The 12,866-nt window shown below is 69.5% G+C and carries 12 protein-coding genes; 2 read left to right on the top strand and 10 right to left on the bottom strand.

The genetic code is table 11. The features are described from left to right. The first annotated feature begins 429 nt into the window (after positions 1-429). Positions 430-1,734 carry a CoA transferase gene (locus ACI2JZ_RS16525; protein WP_404598579.1) on the top strand — a complete coding sequence of 435 codons (1,305 nt, stop codon included), beginning with the start codon at positions 430-432 and terminating at the stop codon, positions 1,732-1,734. Here the strand turns inward: ACI2JZ_RS16525 and ACI2JZ_RS16520 are convergent. The 4 genes from ACI2JZ_RS16520 to ACI2JZ_RS16505 are packed head-to-tail and all read right to left on the bottom strand — an operon-like array spanning position 1,719 to position 5,315. After that, entirely contained in the window at positions 1,719-2,513 is a 795-nt protein-coding gene (locus ACI2JZ_RS16520) for a DUF4184 family protein (RefSeq protein WP_404598578.1), read from the bottom strand. The genes ACI2JZ_RS16525 and ACI2JZ_RS16520 overlap by 16 nt on opposite strands. A gap of 45 nt (positions 2,514-2,558) precedes the next feature. Next, positions 2,559-3,860: a tyrosine--tRNA ligase gene (gene tyrS / locus ACI2JZ_RS16515; protein ID WP_404598577.1), complete on the bottom strand. Its 1,302-nt coding sequence runs from the start codon at positions 3,858-3,860 to the stop codon at positions 2,559-2,561. 28 nt (positions 3,861-3,888) lie between these two features. Further along, positions 3,889-4,674: a hypothetical protein gene (locus tag ACI2JZ_RS16510; RefSeq protein ID WP_404598576.1), complete on the bottom strand. Its 786-nt coding sequence runs from the start codon at positions 4,672-4,674 to the stop codon at positions 3,889-3,891. Further along, on the bottom strand, positions 4,671-5,315 hold the full coding sequence (locus ACI2JZ_RS16505; protein ID WP_247625363.1) for a SatD family protein: 645 nt from the start codon (positions 5,313-5,315) through the stop codon (positions 4,671-4,673). The genes ACI2JZ_RS16510 and ACI2JZ_RS16505 overlap by 4 nt, the downstream gene beginning before the upstream one ends. Before the next feature lie 60 nt (positions 5,316-5,375). On the opposite strand from ACI2JZ_RS16505, the gene ACI2JZ_RS16500 reads away from it, so the two are divergent. Beyond that, complete coding sequence (locus tag ACI2JZ_RS16500) at positions 5,376-5,960, top strand: DUF1349 domain-containing protein (RefSeq protein WP_247625362.1); 585 nt, start codon at positions 5,376-5,378, stop codon at positions 5,958-5,960. Between the two features lie 36 nt (positions 5,961-5,996). Here the strand turns inward: ACI2JZ_RS16500 and argH are convergent, their stop codons facing one another. Genes argH through argC form a run of 6 tightly spaced genes read right to left on the bottom strand, consistent with a single transcriptional unit; the run spans position 5,997 to position 12,693 of the window. Further along, complete coding sequence (gene argH, locus ACI2JZ_RS16495) at positions 5,997-7,427, bottom strand: argininosuccinate lyase (protein WP_247625361.1); 1,431 nt, start codon at positions 7,425-7,427, stop codon at positions 5,997-5,999. Continuing rightward, positions 7,424-8,380: an ornithine carbamoyltransferase gene (gene argF, locus ACI2JZ_RS16490; RefSeq protein ID WP_404598574.1), complete on the bottom strand. Its 957-nt coding sequence runs from the start codon at positions 8,378-8,380 to the stop codon at positions 7,424-7,426. Before argF ends, argH begins: the two co-directional genes overlap by 4 nt. After that, a complete protein-coding gene (locus ACI2JZ_RS16485; protein WP_404598573.1) occupies positions 8,377-9,582 on the bottom strand; it encodes an acetylornithine transaminase in 1,206 nt (401 codons plus the stop codon). Before ACI2JZ_RS16485 ends, argF begins: the two co-directional genes overlap by 4 nt. Beyond that, a complete protein-coding gene (gene argB, locus ACI2JZ_RS16480; RefSeq protein WP_247634407.1) occupies positions 9,579-10,478 on the bottom strand; it encodes an acetylglutamate kinase in 900 nt (299 codons plus the stop codon). The genes ACI2JZ_RS16485 and argB overlap by 4 nt, the downstream gene beginning before the upstream one ends. Continuing rightward, the gene (argJ, locus tag ACI2JZ_RS16475) at positions 10,475-11,632 is read right to left on the bottom strand and encodes a bifunctional glutamate N-acetyltransferase/amino-acid acetyltransferase ArgJ (protein ID WP_404598572.1); all 1,158 of its coding nucleotides are present in this window, start codon (positions 11,630-11,632) and stop codon (positions 10,475-10,477) included. Before argJ ends, argB begins: the two co-directional genes overlap by 4 nt. Continuing rightward, positions 11,629-12,693 (bottom strand): N-acetyl-gamma-glutamyl-phosphate reductase, encoded by a 1,065-nt coding sequence (gene argC / locus ACI2JZ_RS16470; RefSeq protein WP_404598571.1) that lies wholly within the window; start codon positions 12,691-12,693, stop codon positions 11,629-11,631. Before argC ends, argJ begins: the two co-directional genes overlap by 4 nt. Between the last annotated feature and the right edge of the window lie 173 nt (positions 12,694-12,866).

The raw sequence follows: 12,866 nt of genomic DNA, 5'->3' as shown, positions 1-12,866 counted from the left end.
ATTTGACAAGTGCACGCTGTTGAGTTCTCAAGGATCGGATGCTCCCACGACCCAGTCATCACAACCAGGCCCGAAGGGCAACTTCTCTATCTTACCCATCTCATCCGGCTTGTCAAGTCGGCGTGTCGAGCAGATCAGTGATCCGCTGCACAGCCAGACAAGCTGTAGAAGAGGTGAGTCTCCCATCCTAGACGCAAGCGCCTGTTCTCTCAAGTGAGAGTGGATCGGGATTCGTTCTCCGCTTGAGGGGGGTGAGGCTCTCGGCCTTTCCGCTTCCCTGTGGGGCGAACAAGTAATAAGTTACGGGGATTCCGGGGTTCTGGCAAATCGGGGCCGACCCCTCGGGCGTGTCGCAGGGGCTTCTGGATCGCCTTCGTCCCGGTCACAGGCGTTTTCCTGCCCGCGACGCGCCGGGACTACGCTCGGCGCATGCCCACCTCACTGCTGCGACGCGTCTTCGAGGATCTGGCGATCACTCCCCCGGTGGACGTCGATACCCCCGAACCGCGGGGCACCGTCCCCCTCGCCTCTCGGCTCGCGACGGACGAACTCGCCCGCTCCAGCGTCGCGGCGATCAGCGCCGTAGCGGGACGCGACCTCCGGACGGTCGACCTCGAGCGCATCGCCGTGGCGTATCGGAGCGATCGCTTCCTCACGATCGACGGCTCCTCTCCCCCGGTCTGGTCGCCGTTCTCCGGGTTCTGGTCCACTGGCGACGGTTGGCTCCGCACCCACGGGAACTACCCGCATCACGCGGCAGCCCTGCGTCGTGGCCTCGGTGTCGCGCCGAACGGTGACGCGACGGACGTGGCGGCCTCTCTCGCCCGTATCACCGCGGTCGACGCCGCCCGTGAGATCGCTTCTGCGGGTGGGCTCGCCGTCGTCGTGGAGCATGAACGTCCCGCGGTCGATCGTGCTCTGCGCACGACAGCACTCGTCGAGGTATCGCGTGACGGCACCCGCCCGTCGCTCGCAGACCTGTCGAGACCCCGGTCACCCGACGCTCCGCTCGCGGGGTACCGCGTGCTCGATCTCACACGCGTCATCGCCGGACCGGTGTGCACGCGCACGCTCGCTCTCCTCGGTGCCGACGTGCTGCGCATCGATCCTCCGCATCTGCCCGGACCGGAGTGGCAGCACCTCGATACCGGCCATGGGAAGCGAACGGCTCTCCTCGATGCCCGTTCCCCGCAGATGGAGGAGCTGCTGTCGTCCGCGGATGCCGTCGTGCTCGGATACCGCCCGTCGAGCATCGCGCGCCTCGGGCTCGATCCGGACGCGCTCGCGCGTCGGCATCCGCACCTGGTGATCGCCCGACTGAGCGCCTGGGGCAGCGAGCATCCGGACCGGGCGGGATTCGACAGTCTGGTGCAGGCCGAGTCCGGCATCTCCTGGATCGAGTCACGGGATGGGCGTGTGCCCGGTGCGCTCCCTGCTCAGGCGCTCGACCACAGCGCGGGATACCTGTTGGCCGCCGCCGTCTGCGTCGCTCTCCGCCGGCGGGAGCTCGAGGGCGGAAGCTGGATCATCTCGACCTCGCTGCGACGGATCGCCGCCGAACTGCTCGGGCTGCCACGACACGATGTCCTCGCCGCCGAGCGAACGATCGACGGCTCAGGCCATACGACGCGGTTCTCCGTCGGCGGGCGGAGCATCGTGAACGTCGGCTCGGTGATTCCGGGATTCGACTTCGCAGCCCCGCGACCCTGGGGACGGGATCAGCCGCGCTGGTGACGTGAGCGGCGCATCGCGAGTACGAGGCACAGCACGATCGTGGCCGCTCCCCAGATCGCGCAGGCCGGAGGCAGCACCCGGTAGGCGAGGTGCTGCGCGGTGAACTCCGCGTCGAGTGGACCCCAGATCAACAGTCCCACGATCCACGATCCGATCAGGACGACGGGGAGCGACACCCACCAGGCGACGCGCACACCCTGCGGCACGCGGCGATCCAGGGTGGGTCGAGGCGACCGACGCCGCACCCAGACCAGCGCCCAGATGCCGATGATCGCCAGCCCGATCACGCTCGATCCGTGCTGCAGCCACTTGTAGCCCGGTAGCGGGCCCCACATCTCGTCGAGCGCCGGGACCAGCTCGACGCCGGTACGCCCTTCGTGCGTGAAGAGGTCCCAGAGGATATGCGAGATCACTCCGAGGATCAGCGACGCGGCGAGCAGCACCGGGTACGCCCGACGCCCACCGACTCCCACGGCCTCCCCCGCCGCCGCGAACGCCGAGCGATTCCACCCCTCGGGAAGCCGCCGCGCGACCCATGCCGGAACGAGCTCCGGCACGGCCGGACGCAGCACGACGCGCCACACGAGGAAGAGCACGAACGCGAGGAGCGCGGTCCAGACCACGTTCCCCGCGGTGTGGGTGAACTCGTAGTTCAGTCCCACGCCGCGGAGGAACAGCGGAAGGTCCGGGGTCATCGCCCCGATCGCGATCGCCGCCGGCACGAGCGGCGTCCGGACGAACGGAAGTGCGACCAGCGCGTGGCTGGGTGTGAACGGCATCCGTCCTCCTCGGTGTCGGCGCCGAGGCGCGACGGCACGGAACCGTCAGGCGATGAACACGCCGGCCAGGGTCTTCTTACCGCGACGGAGCACGGAGACCCCACCGGGGAGACCACCACGCACCGTGTCGTTCTCGTCTTCGACGCGCGCGCCGTCGATCGAGACGCCACCCTGGGCGATCGCACGCCGCGCCTCGGAGAGACTCGACACCAGACCGGTCGAGACGAGTGCCTCGACCACTGGCGAGCCCAGCGCGACGGTCGTGTTCGGGAGCTCCTCGAGCGCGGTCCGCAGCGTGGCCGCATCGAGTGCGGTCAGGTCACCCTGACCGAACAGCGCGTCGGATGCCGCGATCACCGCCGCCGTCGCCTCGACGCCGTGCACGGTCGCGCACACCTCGAGCGCGAGGCGCTTCTGCGCGGCGCGACGGAACGGTTCGGACTCGACGAGTGCCGCGTAATCCTCGATCTCGGCGCGCGAGAGGAAGGTGAAGACCTTCAGACGCTCGATCACATCGGCATCCGCGGTGCTCAGCCAGAACTGGTACATGCGGTACGGGCTGCACATCGATGCATCCAGCCAGATCGCATTGCCTTCGCTCTTGCCGAACTTGGTGCCGTCGCTGTTCGTGATCAGCGGGGTGCCGATCGCGTGCGCCGACGCCCCCTCGGAGCGCCGGATGAGATCCGTGCCGCTGGTGAGGTTGCCCCACTGATCGGAACCGCCGGTCTGCAGCACGCAGTCGTACTGGCGGTAGAGCTCGAGGAAGTCCATGCCCTGGAGGATCTGGTAGCTGAACTCGGTGTAGCTGATGCCCTCGTCGGAGTTGAGGCGGGCTGCCACCGCGTCCTTCTTGAGCATCGTGCCCACACGGAAGTGCTTACCGACCTCGCGCAGGAAGTCGATCGCCGAGAGCGGCGCCGTCCAGTCGAGGTTGTTGACGATCCGAGCGGCGTTGTCACCCTCGAAACTGAGGTAGCGCTCGACCTGAGCACGCAGACGATCGACCCACTCGGCCACCGTCTCACGCGTGTTCAGTGTGCGTTCGGCTGTCGGGCGCGGATCGCCGATCAGCCCCGTCGACCCTCCGACGAGCCCCAGCGGCTTGTGACCGGCGAGCTGGATGCGGCGCAGCGTCAGCAGCTGCACGAGGTTGCCCAGGTGCAGGCTGGGTGCCGTGGGATCGAACCCGCAGTAATACGTGATGGGGTCTCCCGCGAGCAGGGCGCGCAGCGCCTCCTGGTCGGTGGACACGTGGACGAGGCCACGCCACACGAGTTCGTCCCACACGTTCTCGAACGTGGGGTCGATCGCCGGCGTCGCAGTCGTCAGAGCGGGATCAGACACGCTTTCCAGGCTATCAGCGCCGGATGCCTCACCCGTTCGCCGACCACCAGACGAGGAACGCCGCGCCGAGGGCGATCACCCAGCTGACGAGGCTGCCGACCAGGAAGTACTCGGCTCGCGCACCGGTCTCGCGTCCGCGCGAGATCTCGGGGAATCGCACGATGCCCTTGGCCGCGAGCATCGCCGCCAGAAGCGGGTACGCCGCAGCGAGGGTCAGCATGAGCACCAGGATCCGCTCGAGGGGGCCGATCAATCGCCCGCCCTGGAATGCACTGCGCCGATCGATCGCCGCCGTCGGTTCGGATGCGGATGCCGATGACTCGCCGTCGGCCCGCTCCGCATCGGCGGGGGTCGGCTCGAGCTCTCGGCGCTCGACCGGGCGCCAGGTGTGTTCGCCGTCGAGAGCCGCGCGCACCACGAGGTTCGCGGATTCGAGGAGGAACGCCGCCGCACCGACCACCAGGACGGCGAGATCGAAGGAGATCGCGCCGACCGGCGAATCGAGGTGCCACACCTCGCCGATCAGGCCCGCGCCCGAGCGCTCGGGGAGAGTGACCACGGCGCCGACGCTGACGATGCCGAGCAGCACGGCCGGCCAGAACCCGGCGGGTGATGGACGGTCGTCGGGCATGCACCACACCCAGAGCGCACCGACCACGAGCGCAGCCAGCATCGGGAGCAGCGCGTCGCCGACGCTGCCGAGCACGAGGAGCAGCACCGCGACCACCAGATAACCGATCCAGCGGCGCGCGGCGAACTGCCGCACGAGGTCGACGGCACCGACCGCGAGAAGGAGGAAGCCGGCGAGGATCATGCGATGTCACCGCGCAGCGTCGCCAGGCCGTCGATGAGCGCCTGGGCTCCGGCCCGACGCAGCGACTTGGAGACGCTGGGTTGGGTCACGCCCTCGATCTCGGCGAGTTCTTGCTGGGAGCGGCCCACCAGGCGACCGTAGGTCAGCCGTCGCTCTCGCTCGCTCATCGCTCCCACCAGCTCGTCGCGGACGAGGAGGTAGGCGTTCGATACCGCGATCGTCGACTCCATGACCTCATTCTGACCGGGGGCACCGACAATCCACGTGCGCGAGCGCGGGACCGCTCGTCGTTCGCGCTCGTGGGCGAGGTCGATCGCCTCCCGTGCAGCCCACCATCCCGGCCCGTCGGGAAGCGCTCCGTGCGCGGAATCCACGCGGCGGACCTCCCCCACACCGAGCCCGAACCGCAACCCGATGCCGTCGGGAAGCGCGAGACGGATCATCAGGAGCGACGTCATCGCCCCCTCGAGATCGCCATAGACGGCCTGCTGCTCGTCGCCCACCGTCGGGGTGAGGGGCTGCAGCGCCAGCGGGCGATCGCGCTCGGCCTGAGCGATCGCGTCGTCGAGTCGACGCTGGGCGACCCCGCGGTCGCTCAGCGAACGGGAGCCGACGATGTCGGCGATCACGGCGATGACCATGTGTATAACCTTATCACGCATATTCTTGAGTTATGCCTTTATTGGCTATATTCTCGGGATATGCCTGAATCGCAGAACGTCCCGTGGAGCGCCGGAACCTGGACCCATCCTCCCCTCTCGATCGAGAGCGGACAAGAGCTCATCGCCACCGCCGTCGAAGGAAGCGATGCCTGGCGGCACACCGCCTACGGATTCGTCCACGACACCGAGCACGCGCTCCTCGCCCCGCTCGCCGTCGGCGAAGCCATGGAGGTCTCCTTCCACGCGCCCTGGACCGGAGAGTTCGATCAAGCCGGCGTGTTCGTGCGCATCGACGACGAGCACTGGATGAAAGCCGGCCTCGAGTACGCCGACGGGCACCTCGGCCTCGGCGCCGTCGTCACCGCCATCCGCTCGGACTGGTCCGTCGGGTACGTCGACGACTGGCTCGACACCGAGGTCACGGTGCGTGTGAGCCGGTGGGCGGATGCCCTGATCGTGCGTGCCCGCGCGGCCGACGGCCCGTGGCGACTCGTGCGGGTCGCCCCGTTCGACGGCGACGCCGCGGCATCCGCCGGGCCGTTCCTCGCCGGGCCGACGCGCAGCGGACTCGCCGTGCGGTTCTCCCGATGGACGCGGACGCCCGCCGACACCGACCTGCACTGAGCACCGGGCTCCGGCCCACCGGGGCCGGAGCCCGGCTCAGATACCGAGCGCGTGCGCGGCGGCCTGTGCGCGGGCGACGAGTTCGGCGCGCTGCTCGGCCACGCGCACCGGAGCGGTTCCACCGATCCCCGTGCGCGAGGCGACGGAGCCCTCGATCGTGAGGACCTCGCGCACCTCCGGGGTCAGATGCGAGGAGACGCCGGCGAGCAGCTCGTCGGACGCGTCCTCGAGACCGATCCCCTGCTCCTCGCAGGCGCGCACCAGCGCACCCGAGATCTCGTGCGCGTCGCGGAACGGCACCCGTCGCTTCACGAGCCACTCCGCGACGTCCGTCGCGAGCGAGAAGCCCTGCGGTGCGAGAGCCGCCATCCGATCCGTGTCGAAACGCAACGTGGCGATCATGCCGGCGAAAGCGGGAAGCACGACCTCGAGGGTGCGAACCGAGTCGAAGACCGGCTCCTTGTCCTCCTGCAGATCGCGGTTGTAGGCCAACGGCAGTCCCTTGAGCGTCGCGAGAAGACCCGAGAGATTTCCGATGAGGCGCCCCGACTTGCCCCGCGCGAGCTCGGCGATGTCGGGGTTCTTCTTCTGCGGCATGATGCTCGACCCTGTCGAGTAACCGTCGTCGAGGGTCACGAAGCCGAACTCGCGCGTGTTCCAGAGGATGATCTCCTCTGACAGGCGCGAGATGTCGACACCGATCATCGCGGTCACGAAGGCGAACTCGGCGACGACGTCGCGCGCGGCCGTGCCGTCGAGTGAGTTCTCGGCCGGACGATCGAGCCCCAGCTCCGAGGCGACGAGCGACGGATCGAGACCGAGCGTGGAACCCGCGAGTGCTCCCCCGCCGTACGGCGAGACGCCGGCCCGTCGACGCCAGTCGACCAGGCGCTCGAGCTCGCGCACCAGCGGCCAACCGTGGGCCTGCAGATGATGAGCCAGTAGCACGGGCTGTGCGTGCTGGAGATGCGTACGCCCCGGCAGGATCGCCTCGGGGTGCGCCTCGGCCTGCGCCACGAGCGCGTCGATCACCCGCAGGATGTCACGGGCGATCACCGCCGCGTGGTCGATGAGGTACATGCGCACGAGCGTCGCGATCTGATCGTTGCGACTACGGCCGGCGCGCAGGCGTCCGCCCAGCTCCGGGCCGAGCTCGGCGATCAGCGCCTGCTCGAGCGCGCCATGGACGTCTTCATCGGTCGGCGCCGGGAGCAGCGTGCCGTCGGCGACCTTGCGCGCGACCGCGTCGAGGCCCGCGTGCATGCGCACCGCCTCCTCCGGCTCCAGATAGCCCGCCGCCTCGAGGGCCGTGGCGTGGGCATGCGAACCCGCGATGTCATACGGGGCCAGGATCCAGTCGAAATGCGTCGACCGGCTCAGCTCCACGAGCTCGGGTGACGGACCGGTCGCGAACCGGGCGCCCCAGAGCGCGCCCTCGTTCGTGCCGTCGCTCTTCGCGCCGCTCATGCGGAGGCTCCGGCGAGGGCCGATGCCGAGCCGTTCTTCCGGAGCAGCCACACCAGCAGCGCCTTCTGCGCGTGCAGGCGGTTCTCGGCCTCGTCCCACACGACGCTCTTCGGGCCGTCGATGACCTCGGAGTCGACCTCGTATCCGCGATCGGCGGGAAGGCAGTGGATGAAGATCGCCTCCGAGTCGGCGAGCGTCATCGTCTCGGGCGTCACCTTGTAGCCGCCGAGATCACGGATGCGCGCGATCTTCTCCTCTTCCTTGCCCATCGACACCCACGTGTCGGTGACGACGACGTCGGCGCCGGCCGCAGCCTCGACCGGATCGGTGTACAGCGTGATGGACCCACCGGTCTCGGCCGCTCGACGGTCGGCCGCCTCCACGACGTCCGCCCGCGGCGAGTAGTCGGCGGGAGAGGCGATGCGCACGTGCATGCCCGCTGTGACGCCGGCGAGCGCATAGGAGTGCGCCATGTTGCTCTGCCCATCGCCGAAGAACGTCAGCGTGAGCCCCGCGAGCTCGCCCTTGTGCTCACGGATCGTGAGCAGATCGGCGAGCAGCTGGCAGGGGTGGAAATCGTCGGACAGCGCGTTGATCACGGGCACTTGGGTGCCCGCCGACATCTCTTCGAGCCCCGACTGCGCGTAGGTGCGCCACACGATCGCGGCGACCTGGCGCTCGAGAACCCGCGCGGTGTCCGAGGGGGTCTCCTTGCCGCCGAGCTGGCTGCTCGCGGTCGAGATGATGAGGGGCGATCCGCCGAGGTCGGCGATCCCGACCGCGAAGGAGACACGGGTGCGGGTCGACGACTTGTCGAAGATCACCGCGACCGTCTGGGGCCCGGCGAGGCTCTTGTCCGCCCACCGATCCTTCTTCAACTCGATCGCGAGATCGAGGATCTCGGCCTGTTCGGCGGGCGTGAGGTCATCGTCGCGCAGCAGGTGGCGGGTCATGCGGATACCTTTCCGGGGAGCGTCGCGAAGACGTCGGAGAGCGTGGCCGCGAACAGCTCGCGGAACTCGGAGATCTCGGCGTCGCCGATCGTGAGGGCGGGCGCGATGCGCACCGTGTCGGGATTGGCCGCGTTGACGATGAGGCCGCGCTCCTGCGCCGCAGCGACCACCGCACCCGCGACCGGCTCGGTGAGGGCGACGCCGATCAGCAGACCGCGACCGCGCACACCCGACACCAGCGGCGATTCCAGTCCGAGGATCGTCTCGCGCAGTTCTTCACCGCGTCGGGCGGCGTTCTCGACGAGCCCCGCGTCCTCGATCTCGGCGAGCACGGCATCCGCCACCGCGGTGGCCAGCGGATTCCCACCGAAGGTCGAGCCGTGCGAGCCGGGGGTGAACAGATCGCTCGCCGCACCGTAGGTCACGAGCGCGCCGATCGGGAAGCCCCCGCCGATCCCCTTCGCGAGCGTGATCGCATCCGGGGTGATGCCCTCATGGCTGAACCCGAACCAGGCGCCGGTGCGCCCGGCACCGGTCTGGATCTCGTCGACGATGAGGAGCGCTCCGTGCGCGAGCGTCAGCGAGCGGGCGGCGGCGAGGTAGCCCTCGGGAAGCTCGACCACGCCGGCCTCGCCCTGGATCGGCTCGACGATGACCGCCGCGACGCGATCGTCCATCGCGGCTTCGAGCGCCTCGATGGTCGCCGGGATGTGCTCGACGCCGCCGGGCATCGGCTCGAACGGGGCGCGCATCGCCTCTTTCGCGGTCAGCGCGAGCGAACCCATCGTGCGGCCGTGGAAGCCGTTCTCGAGGGCGATGATGCGCGGTCGCTCGGCACCGCCGTGCAGACGGGCGAGCTTGAACGCGGCCTCGTTCGCCTCGGCGCCGGAGTTCGAGAAGAACACCCGACCGTCGATCCCGGCCCCCGCGAGACGCTTGAGGCGTGCGGCGAGCGCGAGCTGCGAGGGGGTCGCGAAGTAGTTCGAGACGTGGGCGAGCGTCCCGGCCTGGCGGGAGACCGCTTCGACGAACACCGGGTGCGCGTGACCCAGGGAGGTCACGGCGATCCCGGCGAGGAAGTCGAGGTGGCGTCGGCCCTCGGAGTCCCACAGATAGGAGCCCTCGCCACGCGTCAGCAGCGCTAGGCGCGCTCCCGCGTTGAGTACGAGGTCGCGCTGCGCGTCGTCCTGCCAGATGGTCATCCTGCCACCACTTCCGTTCCGATTCCTTTGCTGGTGAAGAGTTCGACGAGCACCGAGTGCGGCACGCGTCCGTCGATGATCGCCGCGGCGTCCACTCCGCCCTCGACCGCGTCGAGGCAGGCGCGCATCTTCGGGATCATCCCCGACTCGAGGCTCGGCAACATGTCGATGAGGGCCGTCGACGTCAGGTGGGACACGAGCGAATCGCGGTTCGGCCAGTCGGCGTAGAGCCCCGGCACGTCGGTGAGGATCACGAGTTTGCGGGCGCCGAGGGCGATCGCGAGCGCAGCCGCCGCCGCGTCGGCGTTGACGTTGAGGGAGTGCCCCGGGTGGTCGAGATCGGGCGCGATGCTCGACACGACGGGGATGCGCCCGGCGACCAGATGATCGATGACCGCCGTCGGATCGACCTGCACGACGTCGCCGACCCGCCCCAGATCGACCTCTTCACCGTCGACCATGACCCCGCGACGGCGACCGCCGAACAGGCCCGCGTCCTCACCGCTGAGCCCCGTGGCGATCGGGCCGTGGGAGTTGATCTTGGTGACCAGCTGCGGGTTCACCTGGCCGGTGAGCACCATGCGCACCACGCCGATCGCCTCGGTGTTGGTGACGCGATACCCGCCCTTGAACTCGCTGGGGATCTCGAGGCGCCCGAGCATGTCGGAGATCTGGGGGCCGCCGCCGTGCACGACCACCGGCTGCACGCCGACGTAGCGCAGATACGCGATGTCCTGCGCGAAGGCGTCCTGCAGTTCGTCCGACACCATGGCGTTGCCGCCGTACTTGACCACGACGATCTGGTCGCGGAACTTCTTCAGCCACGGCAGCGACTCGATGAGCGTCGTCGCCTTCTGCGCCGCCTCTTCGGCGGGAGTGTCCTGGATGTCGGTCATGAGGCGTAGGCGCTGTTCTCGTGCACGTAGTCGTGGGTGAGGTCGTTCGTGAGGATCGTGGCGGATGCCTCGCCCGAACGCAGGTCGATGACGAGGTTCGTCGCCCGAGGCGTCAGGTCGACATCTTCGCGCGGACGATCCGGACCGCCTGCGGTGCACACGCGCACGTCGTTCATCCAGACGTCGACGTCGTAGGGGTCGAACTGCGCGGACGTCGTGCCGATGGCGGCGAGCACCCGACCCCAGTTGGGGTCGTTGCCGAAGATCGCCGCCTTGAAGAGATTGTTGCGGGCCACCGAACGGCCGACCTCGACGGCATCCTGCTCGGACACCGCGCCGCGCACCTCGATCGTGATGTCGTGGCTCGCGCCCTCCGCATCGCCCTGCAGCTTGACCGCCAGTTCCTGGCAGAGCTCGCGCAGCGCCGAGCGGAACGCATCCGGGTCGGGCTTCACCCCGCTCGCCCCGTTGGCGAGGAGGGTGACCTGGTCGTTGGTCGACATGCATCCGTCGGAGTCGAGCCGGTCGAACGTGGTGCCGGTCGCTGCGCGGAGCGCGGCATCCGCCTCGAGCGGCTCGAGATCGGCATCCGTCGTCACCACGACCAGCATGGTGGCGAGTCCGGGAGCCAGCATGCCCGCGCCCTTCGCCATGCCGCCGATCGTCCATCCGTCGCCCTGCACGACCGCCGTCTTCGCGACGGTGTCGGTCGTCATGATCGCCTGGGCCGCGGCGTCGCCGCCGTCGGCGGACAGCGTGGCGATCGCCTGCTCGGTGCCGGCGAGCACCTTCGCGCGGAACACCTCGTCACCGGTGCCGATCAACCCGGTCGAGCACACGAGCACGTCACCCGCGCTGATGTCGAGCAGCTCCGCGGCCTTCTCGGCCGTCTGGTGCGTGGTCTGGAATCCGAAGCTTCCGGTGAAGCAGTTCGCGCCACCGGAGTTGAGCACGACCGCCTCGACGACGCGATCGGCGATCACCTGCTGCGACCAGATGATCGGGTTCGCCTTGGCGCGGTTGCTCGTGAACACGGCGGCGCCGACCTTGCGCGGGCCGCGGTTGACGACGACGGCGACATCGGGCTTGCCGGTGGACTTGAGGCCGGCGGCGACGCCTGCCGCTTCGAAACCTGCGGGGGCGGTGACGCTCACGGGGCGACTCCGTTCACTGAGAGCGCGCGGTCCTCGGGGAGGCCGAGCGCGATGTTCATGGACTGGATGGCGGCGCCGGCGGTGCCCTTGACGAGGTTGTCGACCGCGGCGACCACCGTGACCCGATTCGCCGCACGGTCGATCGCGAGACCGATCAGCGCGGTATTCGCACCGAGCACGTCGGCCGTGCGCGGGAACACGCCCTCGGGCAGCAGCTGCACGAAGGTCTCGTCACCGTAGGCGTTCTGCCAGGCGGCGCGGATGTCGGCGTCGGACGCACCGGGCACGATCGGCGCGGTAGACGTCGCCAGGATCCCCCGCGACATCGGCACGATCACCGGGGTGAACGAGATGCGGATGCCGTCGCCCGATGCGCCGGTGCTCGCGGACGCAGCTGCGGCGAGCGCCTGGCGGATCTCGGGGATGTGCCGGTGGGTGCCGCCCACGGCGTAGGGGTTCGCGGTGCCGAGGACCTCGCTGGCGAGCAGGTTGGTCTTCAGGCTCTTTCCCGCACCGGAGGGGCCTACCGCGAGCACCGAGACGATGTCGCCCGGGTCGATCACACCGGCGGCGACCCCGGGGGCGAGGCTGAGGCTGACGGTGGAGGCGTTGCAGCCGGGAGCAGCGATGCGTGTGGCACCGCGCAGGCGCTCGCGCTGCTTCGTTCCGTCGACGAGGAGCTCGGGCACGCCGTAGGTCCAGGCATCGTGGAAGGTGCCTCCGTAGAACGCGTCCCAGGCGTCCTGCGACGTCAGACGGTGATCGGCACCGGCGTCGATGACGAGCGGAACGTCGCCCAGCGCGTCCGTGTACTGCCCGGACTGTCCGTGCGGGAGCGCGAGCACGACGATGTCGTGACCCGCGAGGATCTCGGGCGTGGTGTCCTGCAGGGTGAGGTGCGCGAGGGAGCGCAGGTGGGGCTGATGCTGCACGAGCGGCTGCCCGGCGTTCGAGTGCGCCGTGACGGTGCGGATCTCGATGTCGGGATGAGCGGCGAGGAGGCGGAGGATCTCGCCGCCCGCATAGCCGGATGCGCCGGAGACGGCGACGGAGTACGTCATGCTTCTACCTTAACGGTCGGGGCTGTCGGGGACCGGGGCGGCGACACCGGTGCTCGACCATCGTCCGCCGGGATCGGCAGGCAGGAGCGCGGGGTCGCCTAACGTCGGCGGTCGCGGCGTCGGCGCACCGGAGCGGCGCTCGGGACGAGCGTCGAGACAGCGGAAGCGACCGA

It is taken from the genome of Microbacterium sp. NPDC087868 (assembly GCF_044900755.1).
Taxonomy (GTDB): domain Bacteria; phylum Actinomycetota; class Actinomycetes; order Actinomycetales; family Microbacteriaceae; genus Microbacterium; species Microbacterium galbinum.
This window is presented reverse-complemented; position numbering and strand designations above follow the sequence as displayed.